This window comes from Nocardioides ginsengisegetis, assembly GCF_014138045.1.
Lineage (GTDB): Bacteria > Actinomycetota > Actinomycetes > Propionibacteriales > Nocardioidaceae > Nocardioides > Nocardioides ginsengisegetis.
In genome coordinates, this window is sequence record NZ_JACGXA010000001.1 from 3007934 (window position 1) to 3022794 (window position 14861).

Sequence of the window (14861 nt, forward strand, 5' to 3'; positions counted from 1 at the left end):
GGGTTTCGTCCACGTTGCGGGACCGTAGGCTGCCAGGATGGCCAGCCTCCAGCAGACCTGCCCGTGCGGATCGGGTGCGACCTACGACGCGTGCTGCGGACGGTTCCACCGGGGCGCCGCGCTGCCGGTGTCGCCGGAAGAGCTGATGCGGGCGCGCTATGCGGCGTACGCCGTGGGCGAGACCGACTACGTGTTCCGCACCTGGCACCCCCGCACCCGTCCCGACGACCTCTCCCCCGACCTCTCCCCCGACCCCGACCTGGAGTGGACCGGGTTGGAGATCCTCGACTCGGGCGAGGACTGGGTGGAGTTCGTGGCGTCCTGGTCGCGGTCCGGGACCCCCGGCTCGATGCACGAGCGGAGCCGCTTCGAGCAGCGCGGCAAGCGCTGGGTCTACGTCGACGGCGAGGTCTCCTAGGGGATCCGCTGGGCGCGCTCCGCGACCGCGGCGTACGCCGTCACGTCGGCCGGGTCGTCGGAGAGCACCCGGAACACCACGGCCCGCAGCAGGTCCTCGCGGGGCGGGTCGTCGAGCCTGGCCGGGTCGGCACCGCGCCACAGCACCGAGTCCAGCACGCAGACGGCGTCCGCCCAGGAGGCCGGGCGCCAGGCCGGCGAGACGTCGATGACGACCGGGGCGCCGGCGAGGTCGAGCAGGACGTTGCCCGCGAGGTCGGCGTGCACGAGCCCGGCGGGGGCGGCGGCCGGTGCGAGCCCGGCCAGCAGCGAGCGGGCCAGGTCGGCCGCGAGGTCGTCGCGGTCCACCGGCGCCTCGCCGAAGGCCATCCGCTCCGCGACCGCCCACCGGTCCACGCGGCCGTCGAGCGCGGCCGGACGTCGGGGCATCTCGACGGCGAGCTGGGCGTGCAGGAGGTCGCCGGTGCGTCGTACGACCTCGAGGTCGTGGCACGACTCGGTCCCCGGCTCGTAGCGGCTGGCCGCCCAGCCGTCGACGACCCAGGTCCCGTCGCGGGCCGGCACCGGCATCGCGACCCGGAGATCGCGCGCGGTCCGGTGCGGGTCCTCGTCGAGACGGACCGCCAGCCGGGCCAGCACCGGGCTGAGCCACGCCTGGGTCTCCTGGTCGCGGCCCGGGCTGAGCACGAGGTCGCCCGCCCGCACGCTGGCGCCCTGCCCACCGGGCAGCGGCCGGGGGTCGTCGGGCACGGCGAAGAGGTCGAGCACGCGGGGCGACGGCAGCGACGGCAGCACGGCGGCGAGGCTACCGATGGGGCTGCTGATCGACACGGTCGGGACGGGACCTTGGCCCCTGTCCGGGCGGGCGGCGCGGCCGCACCGTGGAGGCATGGACGAGACCGACGCGGCCGGAACCTCGGTCAGCGAGATCATGTCGCGACAGATCGTGGCGATCCGCTCCGACTGCGAACTCCGTCTCGCCCTGGACGCGTTCGTCCGCACCGCGCTGCGCCACCTCGTGGTGGTCGACCCGGACCGGACCTGCCACGGCCTCCTCTCCGCCGAGCAGGCGCTGCTCGCGCTCGGCTCCGCTCCCCGCGGCCCGGGTCAGGCACCACGGCTGGTCGCCGACACCCTGACGCGGACCCCGGTCGCCGAGCGGCCGCGGGTGCACCGGGACGCGTCGGTGCGCGACGCCGCGTCGGTGATGCTGGACGCCCTCGTCGACGCGCTCCCCGTCGTCGACGACTCGGGTCGGGTCGTGGGCGTGGTCACCTGGTCGGACATCGTCGCGCTGGTGGCCGGCCGGCACCTGCTCGGCACCGACCGGCCCTGAGCCCTGCGGGCGATCCGCCCAGGATCAGCCCAGCGGGACCACCGCGACCGGGCTGTGGGCGTGCTCCACGACGCCGGCCGCCACCGAGCCACCGGTGGCCTCGGCGAGGTTGCTCCCGTGGTGGGCGCCGACGACGACGATGTCCATCCGGTCCGACCACCGGGCCAGGATCTCGTCCGCGAAGCCGCGGGCGATGCGGATGGTGACGTGCACGTCGGGGTACTTCTCGGCCAGGCCGGCCGTCGACTCCGCCACGGCCAGGTGCTGGGGCGCGAGGTCGTCGTCGCGCGGCTCGTCGTCGAGGAGGTACGCCGTCACCGGCGCCGCCAGCTGGTCCCACACGCAGTGCACGACGGTCAGCGGGAGCCCGCGGGCCGAGGCCATCGCGTAGGCGAAGTCCAGGGGCGCCGTGGACCTCTCAGTCCCGTCGACCCCGACGAGCACGCCGTGACGGACGGTGCCCTCGTGGGTGGGGCGCATGACCACGACCGGGCACTTGGCGTGCCGGGTCACGGCCACCCCGACGGAGCCGAGCATCAGGCTGGCCATCGTGCCGCGGCCGCGCGACCCGACGACGACCAGGGCGGCGTCCTGCGACAGCTCGAGCAGCACCTCGCGGGGGTCGGAGACCCGGACCACCCGGTCGACGGCGATGTCGGGAGCCGCCTCGGCGACCTGGCGGGCCGCGTCGTGGACGATCGCGTCGGCGTCCTCGCGCAACGCGTCGACGAGCACGCGACGGTCCAGGCCGGGCGCCGACATCCACGACAGGCTGGTGGGGCTGAAACCGTGGACGAGCGTGATGCCGCGGTTCTCGCGGCGGGCCTGCTCGATCGCCCAGGTGAGCGCCCGTGAGGCGGAGGGCGAGCCGTCCACGCCGACGACGATCGTGCCGGGTCGGGTGGCGCTGGGGGTGGTGGTCATGGGGTCCTCCCTGGTCTGGTCCGGCGTGTGCCGGTCGTGTCCCACCTCGACTCTCGCGGCCGCCCGCACGCGCGGGCAGGGCGCAACGGACCTCCGGATCGGGACCATCGACCCTGATCCGCGACGGGGCACAGGGGCGAGGCTCGGAAGGACCGTCAGACCAGGAGGTGCGCGATGCAGGACCCATTCGAGCTCAGTCCGTCGGAGTGCGAGGCGTTGCTGCGCGCGGGGGTCGTGGGGCGCATCGCCCTCGCCACCCCGACCGGCCCGCACATCGTGCCCGTCAACTACTCGGTGGTCGAGGAGTCGATCGTCGTGCTGACCTCGCCCTACAGCCTGCTCGGGACGCACGGACGGGACAGCATGCTGGCCTTCGAGATCGACCAGTTCGACTACGAGTACCACCGTGGCTGGAGCGTCGTGGCCCGAGGCCGGGCCGAGGTCGTCACCGACCCGGCGGAGGTCGAGCGCATCCGCAAGACGTGGCCGCCCCGTCCCTGGGCGAGCGGGATCCGCACGCTGTGCCTGCGGATCCGGTGGAGCGAGCTGTCGGGACGCCGCCTCGGCACGGGCTGGCAGCCGATGGAGGACCTCCCCGTCCATCGCGTGGTCTGAGTGTCGTCGGAGTGGGGTCCGACCGCGCGTCCGGTGGAGCAGCCGGGCCACCTGCACCACACTGACCCCGTGAGCACCCAGCCCCGACTCGAGCTCGCCGGGTCCGCCCGGGCCCTCCTCGACGCCGTCGTCGCCATCTCCACCGACCTCGACCTGCACCGCGTCCTGACGAGGATCGTGGAGTCGGCCACGCAGCTGACCGGCGCCCGCTACGCCGCCCTCGGCGTGATCGGCGGGCAGGACGAGCTGGTCGAGTTCGTGACGACCGGGATGACCGAGGAGCAACGGGCCATGATCGGCGACCTGCCGCGCGGGCGCGGGATCCTGGGCCTGCTCATCCGCCACCCGGAGGCGATCCGCCTCGACGACCTGGCCCAGCACCCGGCGTCCTTCGGCTTCCCGCCCAACCACCCGCCCATGGGCACGTTCCTGGGCGTGCCGGTGCGGGTGCGCGGCACCGTCTTCGGCAACCTCTACCTGACCGAGAAGGCGGGCGGCGGGTCGTTCACCGAGCAGGACGAGCTCCTGGTCGAGGCGCTGGCCAGCGCCGCCGGCTTCGTGATCGAGAACGCCCGGGCCTACGGGCTCAGCGAGCGGCGACGCCAGTGGCTGGAGGCCTCGGCCGAGCTGACCGCCGCCCTGCAGCCCCCGATCGCGGTGGGGCACGCCCTGCAGCTGATCGCCCAGACCGCCCGGTCCGCCTCCGGCGCGCCGGCCACGGCGCTCGTCGGCCTGTCCGAGGGCGGCCCGACCCGAACCGTCGCGTGCGACCGCGAGGACGCCGAGGGCGTGGACGCCGCGCTCGACGAGCTCGCGGGGCGGCTCCTGCCCGAGGCCGAGTCGCTCCCCGCGGAGGTCAGCCTGACGGCGTACGACGCCATCGTGATGCCGCTGCGCGCCCACCTCACCGACGGCGGCGTGCTCGTCGCCCTCTACGCCTCAGGTGCGGCGCCGCGGGACCCGGACGAGCGCGAGCTGCTGGCGTCGTTCGCCGACCAGGCCGGGCTGGCCGTCGACCGGGCCCAGGCCGTCGCCGACCGCCAGGAGCTCGCCGTCATCTCCGACCGCAAGCGGATCGCGCGCGACCTCCACGACGTGGTGATCCAGCGGCTCTTCGCGACCGGGCTGCAGCTGCAGGGGGTCGCGATGCTCGCGAACAACCCCGACGCGACCGCCCGGATCGACAAGGCGGTCGAGGACCTCGACCTCACGATCCGCGACATCCGCGGCACGATCTTCGAGCTCTCCAACCGGCGGGCGGACTCGCTGCGCGACGAGCTCCGCTCGCTGGTGCGGGAGTACGTCCCCGTGCTGGGGTTCACGCCGTCGGTGCGCACGAGCGGTCCGGTCGACACGGGGGTGCCGCCCGCAGTGCGCGAGCAGCTGATCCCCGTCCTGCGTGAGGCTCTGTCCAACGTGGCCCGGCACGCGCTGGCCGACCACGCCGACGTCGAGCTGCACGTGGGCGACCGCGAGCTGCGGCTGCAGGTGACCGACGACGGCACCGGCCTGGTCGCCGGCAGCAACGAGAGCGGCCTGCGCAACGCCCGGCGCCGGGCGGTCGGGCTCGGCGGCAGCATGGAGCTGACCGGCCGCGAGCCGCGCGGCACGTCGTTCGTCTGGCGGGTCCCGCTGGGCTGACGCCCTGGGTCAGGACGGGGTCAGCCTCGGGTCAGCCCTGGGTCAGCCCTGGCCGTCGGTCGGGCCGAGGAGCTTGGCGGCGAGCACCGCGGCCTGCGTGCGGCGCTCGAGACCGAGCTTGGCCAGGATGCTCGAGACGTAGTTCTTGACCGTCTTCTCGGCCAGGAACATCCGCTCCCCGATCTGCCGGTTGGTCAGGCCCTCGGCGATGAGGGCGAGCAGCTTGATCTCCTGCTCGGTCAGGCGGGCGAGCTCCGGGGCGGTCGAGGGCCCGTTGCGGACGCGCTCGAGCACGCGGGCCGTGAGCGCCGGGTCGATGAGGGAGTTGCCCGCGGCGACCTGGCGGATCGCCCCGACGAGGTCGGAGCCCTTGATCTCCTTGAGCACGTAGCCGGCGGCACCGGCCATGATCGCGGCGAAGAGCGCCTCGTCGTCGTCGTACGACGTGAGGATCAGCGCACCGATCGACGGGTCCACCGCCCGGACCTGCCGGCAGACCTCGATGCCGGACCCGTCCGGGAGCCGGCCGTCGAGGACCGCGACGTGGGGGTGCAGGGCGGGGATGCGGGACGCGGCCTCCTCGGCCGAGCCGGACTCACCGACGACCTCGATGTCGCCGGCCGCCTCCAGCAGCGTCCGGAGGCCCTGGCGGACGACCTCGTGGTCATCGAGGAGGAAGACACGGATCGTCATGCCCGTTGTTCTACACCACCCGGGCACGCGCGGTCAGACACTCAGCACCACCGACGAGCCGTGGCCGAACAGTCCCTGGTTGGCGGTGACGCCGACGCGGGCGCCCTCCACCTGACGGCCCTCGGCCTGTCCGCGCAGCTGCCAGGTCACCTCGCAGACCTGCGCGAGCGCCTGCGCCGGGACCGCCTCGCCGAAGCAGGCCAGCCCGCCCGAGGGGTTGACCGGGATCCGGCCGCCGATGGTGGTGTCGCCGGCCCGCAGCAGCGCCTCGGCCTCGCCCGGCTTGCACAGGCCGAGGTCCTCCATCCAGTCCAGCTCCAGGGCCGTGGACAGGTCGTAGACCTCGGCCAGGCCGACGTCCTCGGGCCCGATCCCGGCCTCCTCGTACGCCGCGTGCGCGATCGACTCCTTGAACGTCCGCTCCGGGGCGCCGACCACGCCCGCCGAGTCGGTCGAGAGCATCGGCATGTCGAGCACGGTGTTGGGGAAGGCCGGCGTCACCGTCGAGACGGCAGCAACGCGCACCGGACTCGCGCTCCCGTGGCGTCGGGCGTAGTCGAGGCTGGTCAGCACGACCGCGGCCGCGCCGTCGGAGGTGGCGCAGATGTCGAGCAGGTGCAGCGGGTCGGAGACCACGGCGCTGACGAGGACGTCCTCGACGCTGACCTGCTTGCGGTAGCGGGCGTTGGGGTTGGCCAGGCCGTGCCGGGCGTTCTTCACCTTCACCCGCGCGAAGTCCTCGGGGGTGGCGCCGTGGAGGTCCATCCGGCGTCGGGCGTACATCGCGAAGTAGGCCGGGTTGGTCATCCCCAGCAGCCGGAACCGCAGCCAGTCGGGGTCGTCCCAGCGCTCGCCGGCGTTGGGGGCGAGGAAGCCCTTGGGCGTGGTGTCCGCGCCGACCACCAGCGCCACCTCGCACAGCCCGGCCAGGATCCGGGCCCGCGCGGTGTCGAGCGCCTGCGCACCGGTGGCGCACGCGGCGTACGACGTCGCGACGCGGGCGCCGTTCCAGCCCAGGGCCTGGGCGAAGGTCGCACCGGCGACGTAGCCGGCGTAGCCGTTGCGGACCGTCTCGCCGCCGACCACGAGGTCGACGTCGGTCCAGGGGACGCCCGCGTCGGCGAGGGCGGCGCGGGCGGCGTGGACGCCGTAGGAGACGAAGCTGCGGCCCCACTTGCCCCAGGGGTGCATGCCGACGCCGAGGACCGCGACGCTCACTGCTCGGCCTCCTCGCCGAGCTCGACCACGGGCTTCCAGCGCCAGATGGTGTGGCCGGGATCGAGCTCCTCGACGACCAGCTCGACCTCGGCGCCGACATGGAGGTGCTGCACGCCGTAGCCCTCGGTGACCTGGCCGAGCACGACCAGCCCCTCGGGCAGCTCGACGGCCGCCAGCGCGAACGGCTCGAACGGGTCGGCGGCGACGTAGGGCGGCGGGGGTTGGTACTGCGCGTCGGTGTAGGACCAGACGGTGCCGTGACGGGACAGCTTCACGTCCTCGAACTCCTCGCCGTCGCAGGCGGGGTTGCGGCAGAAGCCCTGCGGGGCGGTCGGAGGGAAGGCGACGTTGCCGCAGGTCGTGCACTGCGACCCGACCAGCGCGGGGTCGGGTCCAGTGGTGAACCAGCCCTCGATCACGGGCGTCGTGGCCATGTCGCCTCCAAACTAGAACGTGTTCTCATCCTAGCCGACCGAACGACACCACGAAGTCCTCGATCAGGCAGCCGAACGGCGTCGTCGGGCGACTTCGGTGTGTTGCTGGGCAAGGGCGACCGCCGCGACCAGCACCTCGCGCACGAAATCGGGGTCGTGCATCACGTCCTCCCAGGCGAAGCGCAGCACGACCCACCCGCGGACGACCAGCAGGTCGTACCTGCGGGCATCGGCCCGGAGCGCGCTGCGCTTACCGTGCCACTCGAACGAGTCGGCCTCGCAGACGATCCGCAACCGCACGTCCACCAGATCGGGACGGACCGTCAGCCCGTCCTCCCGGATCACCACCTGCGGCTCGACACAGAGACCGGGCACATCGAATGCGATGTCGCGCAGTGCCGACTCGAACGGGTTGGCCGCGAGGTGGCTCGCCCGGGCCGCCACCCACCGGACCTGAGGAGATCCCGGTCCGCGAGCCTCCTCGGCGATCCGGTCGAGCACCGAGCGACCAACACCGGCACGCAGGGCCGAGTCCGCCACGCACAGCGCGTCCACGCGCGGCAGCTGCCTGAGGCAGTCGAGCAGGGTCGTGGGCTCGTCCGTCACGCCGGCCGCCACCTGGTGCGGCGTGAGGTCGGCCCGGTGGAGGTGGACGCTGCGCTGGAGGGTGGGCGGGATCCGCCGGCCACGGGCCACGGTGACGTGCGGTCGGCGCGGCACTGACCTCACCGCCCAGCCGTGGTGGAGCGCCGCGCTGGTCACGGACAGCACGCCACCCAGGGCCGCGCGTCGCGACACCACCCAGCTCCTGCAGCCACTCCACCACCGTCATGCCTGCCAGCGTTCCCGCTCGGGACTGACCGAATCCGGTCGTCCACAGGCACCCGGACACACCGAACCCCCGGACCGGAGGCCGTGAGGCCCCCTGTCCGGGGGTTCGGTGTGTCGACAGGTCTAGCCGCGGGCGAGGTAGGCCAGCAGGTCCTGACGGGTCAGGACGCCGACCGGCTTGCCGTCCTCGTGGACGAGCACGGCGTCGGCCGACTCGAGCATCTTCACGGCCGCCGAGGCGGGCTCGGTGGAGCCGATCGTCGGCAGGGCCGGCGACATGTGCTCCTCGACCGGGTCGGTCAGGCGGGCGGTGCCGGCGAAGAGCGCGTCGAGCAGGGTGCGCTCGGAGACCGAGCCGGCCACCTCGGCCGCCACGATCGGCGGCTCGGCGCGGACGACCGGCATCTGCGAGACGCCGTACTCCTGGAGGATGTGCACGGCCTCGGCGATGGTCTCCGACGGGTGCGTGTGGACGAGGTCGGGCAGGCGCCCGTCCTTGCCACGCAGCACGTCTCCGACGCTGCGCGGGTCCTGCTCGGCGCCGTCGACCGGGAAGCCGTACTGCGCCAGCCACTCGTCGTTGAAGACCTTGGTGAGGTAGCCGCGGCCGGAGTCGGGCAGCAGGACGACGATGACGGCGTCCTTGCCCTCCGGGGTGCCGGCGAGCTCCAGGGCCAGCTGCTTCGCGGCGTACGCCGCCATGCCGGACGAGCCGCCGACGAGCAGCGCCTCCTCGCGGGCCAGGCGCCGGGTGAAGGCGAAGGAGTCGGCGTCGGACACCTCGATGATCCGGTCGGCGACGGTCTTGTCGTAGGTGGTGGGCCAGAAGTCCTCGCCCACGCCCTCGACGAGGTAGGGGCGGCCGGTGCCGCCGGAGTAGACCGAGCCGGCCGGGTCGGCGCCGATCACCTGGATCGCGGGGTTCTGCTCCTTGAGGTAGCGGCCGATGCCGCTGATGGTGCCGCCGGTGCCGACGCCGCAGACGAAGTGGGTGATCTTGCCCTCGGTCTGCGCCCAGATCTCCGGACCGGTGGTCTCGTAGTGGGAGCGCGGGTTGTGCGGGTTGGAGTACTGGTCGGGCTTCCACGCGCCGGGCTGCTTGGAGAGCCGGTCGGACACGTTGTAGTAGGAGTCCGGGTGCTCGGGCGCGACGGCGGTCGGGCAGACCACGACCTCGGCGCCGTAGGCCTTGAGGACGTTGCGCTTGTCCTCGGAGACCTTGTCGGGGCACACGAAGATGCACTTGTAGCCCTTGGCCTGGGCGACCATCGCGAGCCCGACACCGGTGTTGCCGGAGGTCGGCTCGACGATCGTGCCGCCGGGCTGGAGCTCGCCGGAGGCCTCGGCGGCCTCGATCATGCGCTCGGCGATGCGGTCCTTCACGGAGCCGCCGGGGTTGAGGTACTCGACCTTGGCCAGCAGCAGCGGCCCGTGGCCCTCGGCCGAGTCGTCGAAGGAGGGTCCGTCGGGGGTGGAGAGGGACCGGGACAGCCTCAGCAGCGGGGTGTTGCCGATGAGGTCGAGGAGTGAGTTCACGTACTGCACCCCGCCAATCTATGACTCCCGACCACCAACCCCGCAAACCTCGCGGCGCGCCCCGCATCCGTAGAGTGAGCGTGTGGGGAAAGCCGGAGCAGCCCGCAAGCTCGCGTCCGCTGCCGCCTATGGCGGCGGCGGACTCTCACTGCTGGGCGGAAGCCTGTACGCCGTCCTGACCGCCGAGGCCAGGCTCGCCCGCAAGACCATCGGGGAGCTGCGCGCGGACCCGCCCCCGGACGCGACCGGATGGTACGGCCGCGGCCGCCCCGGCCCGGCCATCAAGGTGGCGCTGCTGGGCGACTCCAGCGCGGCCGGCTACGGCGTCGACCGGGTCGAGGACACGCCGGGCTCGCTGCTGGCGAGCTCGATCGCGGAGCGCGCCGACCGGCGGGTCTACCTGCGCGAGTTCGCGGTGGTCGGCGCCCGCTCGGCCGACCTCGCCGCCCAGATCGACCGCACCCTGCCCATCGAGCCGGACCTCGCGGTGATCCTCATCGGGGCCAACGACGTCACCCACCAGGTCCTGCCCTCCCAGTCGGTGCGCCAGCTGGCCGAGGGCGTACGCCGCCTGCGCGAGGCGGGTGTCGCGGTGCTGGTCGGCACCTGCCCGGACCTCGGCACCATCAAGCCGATCGCTCCCCCGCTCAAGCAGGTCGCCCGCGCCTGGTCGCGCCGGCTGGCCGCGGCGCAGACGATCGCGGTCGTCGAGCAGGGCGGCCGGACCGTGTCGGTCGGCTCGATCCTCGGCCCGGAGTTCGACGCCGCCCCGGCCCTGCTGTTCGGGCCCGACCAGTTCCACCCGTCCGCCGAGGGATACCGCTCGCTCGTCGCCGTCCTGCTGCCCTCGTCGCTGGCCGCGCTCGGCGTGATCGCCGAGGACGAGGTGCGGCCCGAGGCGTTCCGCGGCGAGGGGATCATGCCGGTCGTGGCCGCCGCGATCCAGGCCGTCCGCAACCCCGGCACCGAGCTGGACGGCACCGAGGTGGCCGGTGCGCGCCGCGGCGTACGCGGCATGTGGGTGGAGCTGCGGCACCGCCGCCGGCACCCGCACACCGAGGGCTCCGCGCCGGACGCCGAGGATCCGCACGACGACGTGCAGGCCGACGACACCTCGGTCCAGGCATGACACAGGGCCCCGGGCGACTGCCCGGGGCCCTGTGTGCGTCGATCAGTTGTCGCTGAAGATCGCGAGCAGGCGCAGCAGGTTGGTGTAGATCCAGACCAGGCTGACCGTCATCGCGAACGCGGCACGCCACGACTCGCGCTCCGGGATGCCGTTGCGGATGCCCTGCTCGACGAAGTCGAAGTCCATGACGAGCATGAAGACACCGAGCACCAGGCCGGCGATCGCGGTCAGCAGGCCGAGGCCGCCGAAGCCGAAGAGGCCGAGCTGGGCGCCGAAGAAGCCGAGCACCATCTCCATGAGCGAGAGGCCGACCATGCCGAAGACGGCGGCCATCACGAACATGCGGAACTTGTTGCCGACCTTGATGTCGAAGACCTTGTACGCCGCGAGCGTGCCGGCAAACGCGGCGAAGGTGCCGATCACGGCGCCGGAGACGACGTTGCCGCCGAACTGGGCGTCGAAGACCTTGCTGAGGCCGCCGAGGGCGACACCCTCGAGGGCGCAGAACGCCAGCACCAGGGCGGGGCTGATGACGCGCTTGAACGAGTTGACCATCGACAGGACGAAGGCGCCGAGGGCACCGATCGTCACGGCGGTGTAGAGACCGCTGAGGTCGGCGGCGGTGGTGGCCGTCGTGATGGCGGGGGTCATGATCCAGGTCGCGAGGGCGGCCACGATGACGACGCCGAGCGAGAGGCCGGTCTTCTGGACGACCGTGTCGATCGTCATCGGGCCGGTGGAGACCGGGGTGTGGGTGCCGGGCGTGCCGGTGCCCCACGTGGACGGGTCGGAGTAGCCGCCCTGCCCGTAGCCCGGGTAGGCCTGGCCGTTGCCGGCGTAGGTCTGGTTGCCGTAGGCGTTCGCGCCGGGGCGGTTGAACTCCTCCGAGCGGCGGAACACCGGGTTGTTGCTCTGCATTGGTCTCTCCTTGGAGGCCGGGATGATCTGCCCAGTCTAGGCAGGCTCACCGGTTCCAACGCCCGGTCGGGGCGCCTCGTTCCCGGGCGGGGCAGGATTTTGGCAGGTTCTCAGGTTCGCGGGCCTCCTGGTGGCCGTCGGCGGTGCCCCCGGTGGGACTCGAACCCACACTCGATCGCTTTTAAGGCGACTTCCTCTGCCGATTGGGATACGGGGGCGGGTGGGACGCCATACGGAGTGGTCGCCGGGGCGACCGCGTCGTACGACGTCCGGTCATAAGTAGGTCTTGCGCGCGTGGATCGCGTGCGCCCCGGCCGCGCGGTCGAGGAAGAGCAGCCCCTGGCAGTGGTCCATCTCGTGCTGCAGCGCCTTGGCCTCGAAGGCGTCGGTGGTCACGGTGACCTCCTCGCCCGTGCCGGGCAGCCGGCCGCGGACCACGATCCGGGTCGCGCGCTTCACGTCGCCGGTGAAGTCCGGGACGCTCATGCACCCCTCGCGCGCCTTCTCGTTGCGGCTGGCCTCCACGACCTCAGCGTTGCACAGCACGAAGGTCCCGTGGTGGGTGCGCGTCTTGGGGTGCTCGGACACGTCGACGCAGAACAGCTGCGCGCCGACCCCGACCTGGGGTGCCGCGAGGCCGACGCAGCCGGGGCTGACGCGCATGGTGGCGACCAGGTCGGCGGCGAGCTGGACGGTCTCGGGGCTGGCGGGGTCGACCGCGTCACCCGGGGTGGACAGCACCGCCGCCGGGGCACGGACCACGTCGAGGACCCGGCCCTCGACGCCCAGCTCGTCGACGGACCACGCGAGGACGCGGTTCACAGGTCGTCGGCCTCCGCCTCGCGCAGCGTCGCGCCGACGCCGAGCGTGGTGGCGACGGCCTTGATGGCGGCCTCGACGGCGGGTACGTCGATCCCGGGTGGGAAGTCGATCTCCGCGATCAGGAGGTAGAGGTCGCCGGCGAGCCGGGTGGTCAGGTCCGTGATGTTGCCGCCGACCCGGGCCACCTCGGTGACGATCGAGGAGACGATCCCCGGCCGGTCGCCGCCGTGGACGGTCAGCACCCACGAGCTGCCGGGCGTGGTGTCCGCGTGCTCCTCAGGGACCTCGCGGACGGTGACGGTGAGGGTGCCGTCGGCTACCAGCGGGGCCAGCGCGGACTCGATCGCGCCGCCCTCGGCGTCGCCGGCGCACACCAGGGTCATCGCGAAGTGGCCGCGCAGCAGCGTCATCGAGGAGTCCTCGAGGTTGAGGCCGAGCTCGGCCAGCCTCCCCGTCGCCTCGGCGATGATGCCGGGACGGTCGTGGCCGAGGACGGTGATGGCGTGCAGGTGCGTGGTCACCCGGGCATTCTCGCAGCGGCCGCCGCCCGGCCGAGCACGTCGTCCAGCATCGGCTCGGTGAGCTTGCCCGTGAAGGTGTTCTGCTGGCTGGGGTGGTAGCTGCCGAGCAGCAGCACGTCCCTCCCCCTCACGCGCAGGTGCGCCTCGGCGCCGTGGCCGAACCGCGGCTTGGGCGTCGGGACGTCCCAGCCGGCGCGGCGTACGGCCCGCAGCGCCGCGTCCCACCCGAACGAGCCCAGCGCCACGACGGCACGGACGTGCTCCTGCACCAGGGCCAGCTCGGCGTCCAGCCACGGAGCGCAGGTGTCGCGCTCCTCGGTGGTCGGCTTGTTGAGCGGCGGCGCGCACCGGACGGCCGCCACCATCCGGGCGTCGACGAGCCGCTGCCCGTCGCCGGCGTGCTCGCTCGTCGCCTGCGTCGCCAGCCCGACTCGGTGGAGGCTCGCGAACAGCCAGTCCCCCGACCGGTCGCCGGTGAAGATCCGGCCCGTCCGGTTGCCGCCGTGCGCCGCCGGCGCCAGGCCGACGACGAGCACCCGTGGCGTGGCGGATCCCCATCCCGCGATCGGGCGGCCCCAGTAGGGCTGGTCGGCGTACGACGCCCGCTTGTCGGTGGCCACCTCCTCGCGCCACGCCACCAGCCGCGGGCAGGCCCGGCAGACGCTCACCTGGGCCTCCAGATCGGCCAACGGGACTGCCGTTTGGTCACCAACGGCATGTTCCGGGGCCGAATTCATGCCGTTGGGGACCAAACGGCGTGCCCGGCTCCGCACCTGGGCGGGGGTGCGGGCGACGGGGGTGGCGGGCGACGCCGGGTCGCCGGGCCAGCCGGTGCCGGGCGGCACCGGGGAGGCGAACGGCCAGCCCGTCAGCGGGTGCGGCAGCTCGGTCACCCGGTCATCGTGCCGGACCGGTCAGGGGGTCGGCGAGACGGACGCCTCGCGGCGGACCTTGTCGGCCGCGGCCGAGGCGGCCCCCGACGCCTTCTCCTTCGCCACGTCGGCGACGGCGGCGGCCTGGGCGGCCACCGCGTCCTGCGCCTGGTGGGCAACCGACCGGACGCGCGGGTCGCGGGCGACGCGGCGTGCACCCGCGGCGATCTGCTCGTAGCGCTGACGTCCGGCGCGGGTTCCGAGGACGTAGCCGGCGCTGGCGGCCAGCAGGAGGGGCAGCTTCTTCATGGTGGTCTCCTTCGTGAGTGGGTCAGTGGGTCCGGCGCCAGATGACCAGGCCGACGGCGCCGATGAGTGCGGCGGCCCCGGCGGCCAGGACCGGCCGGTTCTTCGGGTCCTTCAGGGCTGCTCCGGCCCGGGACTTCACGTCCAGGCGGGCGTGCAGCTCGCTCACGGTGGCGGCGAGCTCCTCGCGCTGCTGCGCGATCTCCGCCTCGATCTGCTCGGGGGTCTGTCCGTTCATGCGCGGCCTCCCTTGATGACCGAGACGTCCTCACGGACCCCGGCGATGGCGCGTTCGGGGGCCGGCGGGGTCGCCGCCGCGACCTCGTTCCTTCCCGCCAGGGCGGCACCCAGTGCGGCGACCAGGAGGACGCCGGCCACGATCAGACCGCTCGCCCACAGCGGCAGCACCAGCGCGAGCGCGATGACGGCGGTGGCGACCAGGGTGGCCACGCCGAAGAAGGCCAGCAGTCCGGCGCCGGTGAACATGCCGACGCCGATCCCGGCCTTCCTGCCCTTCTGGGCCAGCTCGGCCTGGGCCAGCCGGAGCTCGCTGCGGACCAGCTCGGGGACCTGCTCGGAGAGTCGGTGCACGAGGGCGCCGAGCGGTTCGTCGGACGGATGAGTCGTGGGTTCGCTCATGTCGGGCCC

General features: G+C 73.4%; 19 protein-coding genes and 1 tRNA gene. 5 read left to right on the plus strand and 15 right to left on the minus strand.

Annotated elements, in window-relative coordinates; genetic code table 11:
- Positions 1-37: 37 nt before the first annotated feature.
- Positions 38-418 (plus strand): YchJ family protein, encoded by a 381-nt coding sequence (locus FB382_RS14500; protein ID WP_182540225.1) that lies wholly within the window; start codon positions 38-40, stop codon positions 416-418.
- Here the strand turns inward: FB382_RS14500 and FB382_RS14505 are convergent.
- Positions 415-1248: a hypothetical protein gene (locus tag FB382_RS14505; protein ID WP_220481360.1), complete on the minus strand. Its 834-nt coding sequence runs from the start codon at positions 1246-1248 to the stop codon at positions 415-417. The genes FB382_RS14500 and FB382_RS14505 overlap by 4 nt on opposite strands.
- Before the next feature lie 58 nt (positions 1249-1306).
- Here FB382_RS14505 and FB382_RS14510 point away from each other — a divergent pair, with 58 nt between their 5' ends.
- Positions 1307-1753: a CBS domain-containing protein gene (locus FB382_RS14510; protein WP_182540227.1), complete on the plus strand. Its 447-nt coding sequence runs from the start codon at positions 1307-1309 to the stop codon at positions 1751-1753.
- Positions 1754-1777: 24 nt separating this feature from the next.
- Here FB382_RS14510 and FB382_RS14515 read toward each other — a convergent pair whose 3' ends face one another.
- Positions 1778-2677, minus strand: a complete 900-nt coding sequence (locus FB382_RS14515; protein WP_182540229.1) for a universal stress protein — start codon at positions 2675-2677, stop codon at positions 1778-1780.
- Between the two features lie 174 nt (positions 2678-2851).
- Here FB382_RS14515 and FB382_RS14520 point away from each other — a divergent pair, with 174 nt between their 5' ends.
- Positions 2852-3292: a pyridoxamine 5'-phosphate oxidase family protein gene (locus FB382_RS14520; RefSeq protein ID WP_182540232.1), complete on the plus strand. Its 441-nt coding sequence runs from the start codon at positions 2852-2854 to the stop codon at positions 3290-3292.
- Between the two features lie 69 nt (positions 3293-3361).
- Complete coding sequence (locus FB382_RS14525) at positions 3362-4933, plus strand: GAF domain-containing protein (RefSeq protein ID WP_182540234.1); 1572 nt, start codon at positions 3362-3364, stop codon at positions 4931-4933.
- Positions 4934-4975: 42 nt separating this feature from the next.
- Here FB382_RS14525 and FB382_RS14530 read toward each other — a convergent pair whose 3' ends face one another.
- The 5 genes from FB382_RS14530 to FB382_RS14550 form a co-directional block, all read right to left on the minus strand.
- Positions 4976-5626, minus strand: coding sequence for a response regulator (locus FB382_RS14530; protein WP_182540236.1), 651 nt, complete (start codon positions 5624-5626; stop codon positions 4976-4978).
- A gap of 33 nt (positions 5627-5659) precedes the next feature.
- A complete protein-coding gene (locus tag FB382_RS14535) occupies positions 5660-6844 on the minus strand; it encodes a lipid-transfer protein (protein ID WP_182540238.1) in 1185 nt (394 codons plus the stop codon).
- The gene (locus FB382_RS14540) at positions 6841-7278 is read right to left on the minus strand and encodes a Zn-ribbon domain-containing OB-fold protein (RefSeq protein WP_182540240.1); all 438 of its coding nucleotides are present in this window, start codon (positions 7276-7278) and stop codon (positions 6841-6843) included. The genes FB382_RS14535 and FB382_RS14540 overlap by 4 nt, the downstream gene beginning before the upstream one ends.
- A 63-nt stretch (positions 7279-7341) precedes the next feature.
- Complete coding sequence (locus FB382_RS22925; RefSeq protein ID WP_182540242.1) at positions 7342-8076, minus strand: DUF559 domain-containing protein; 735 nt, start codon at positions 8074-8076, stop codon at positions 7342-7344.
- A 156-nt stretch (positions 8077-8232) separates the two neighbouring features.
- Entirely contained in the window at positions 8233-9654 is a 1422-nt protein-coding gene (locus FB382_RS14550; RefSeq protein WP_182540244.1) for a cystathionine beta-synthase, read from the minus strand.
- Positions 9655-9727: 73 nt separating this feature from the next.
- Between FB382_RS14550 and FB382_RS14555 the strand changes: the two genes are divergently transcribed.
- The gene (locus tag FB382_RS14555) at positions 9728-10774 is read left to right on the plus strand and encodes a GDSL-type esterase/lipase family protein (RefSeq protein ID WP_182540246.1); all 1047 of its coding nucleotides are present in this window, start codon (positions 9728-9730) and stop codon (positions 10772-10774) included.
- 42 nt (positions 10775-10816) lie between these two features.
- Here the strand turns inward: FB382_RS14555 and FB382_RS14560 are convergent, their stop codons facing one another.
- The 8 genes from FB382_RS14560 to FB382_RS14595 form a co-directional block, all read right to left on the minus strand.
- Positions 10817-11692, minus strand: a complete 876-nt coding sequence (locus FB382_RS14560; protein WP_182540248.1) for a Bax inhibitor-1/YccA family protein — start codon at positions 11690-11692, stop codon at positions 10817-10819.
- A 144-nt stretch (positions 11693-11836) separates the two neighbouring features.
- Positions 11837-11910, minus strand: a tRNA-Leu gene (locus FB382_RS14565).
- A gap of 55 nt (positions 11911-11965) precedes the next feature.
- Positions 11966-12514, minus strand: a complete 549-nt coding sequence (gene def / locus FB382_RS14570; protein WP_182540250.1) for a peptide deformylase — start codon at positions 12512-12514, stop codon at positions 11966-11968.
- On the minus strand, positions 12511-13035 hold the full coding sequence (locus tag FB382_RS14575; protein WP_182540252.1) for an ACT domain-containing protein: 525 nt from the start codon (positions 13033-13035) through the stop codon (positions 12511-12513). Before FB382_RS14575 ends, def begins: the two co-directional genes overlap by 4 nt.
- The gene (locus FB382_RS14580) at positions 13032-13928 is read right to left on the minus strand and encodes a uracil-DNA glycosylase family protein (protein ID WP_182540254.1); all 897 of its coding nucleotides are present in this window, start codon (positions 13926-13928) and stop codon (positions 13032-13034) included. Before FB382_RS14580 ends, FB382_RS14575 begins: the two co-directional genes overlap by 4 nt.
- Before the next feature lie 21 nt (positions 13929-13949).
- Positions 13950-14216, minus strand: a complete 267-nt coding sequence (locus tag FB382_RS14585; RefSeq protein ID WP_182540256.1) for a hypothetical protein — start codon at positions 14214-14216, stop codon at positions 13950-13952.
- Positions 14217-14238: 22 nt separating this feature from the next.
- Positions 14239-14451 carry a DUF3618 domain-containing protein gene (locus tag FB382_RS14590; protein WP_182540258.1) on the minus strand — a complete coding sequence of 71 codons (213 nt, stop codon included), beginning with the start codon at positions 14449-14451 and terminating at the stop codon, positions 14239-14241.
- Positions 14448-14852: a phage holin family protein gene (locus tag FB382_RS14595; RefSeq protein WP_182540260.1), complete on the minus strand. Its 405-nt coding sequence runs from the start codon at positions 14850-14852 to the stop codon at positions 14448-14450. Before FB382_RS14595 ends, FB382_RS14590 begins: the two co-directional genes overlap by 4 nt.
- Positions 14853-14861 lie beyond the last annotated feature (9 nt).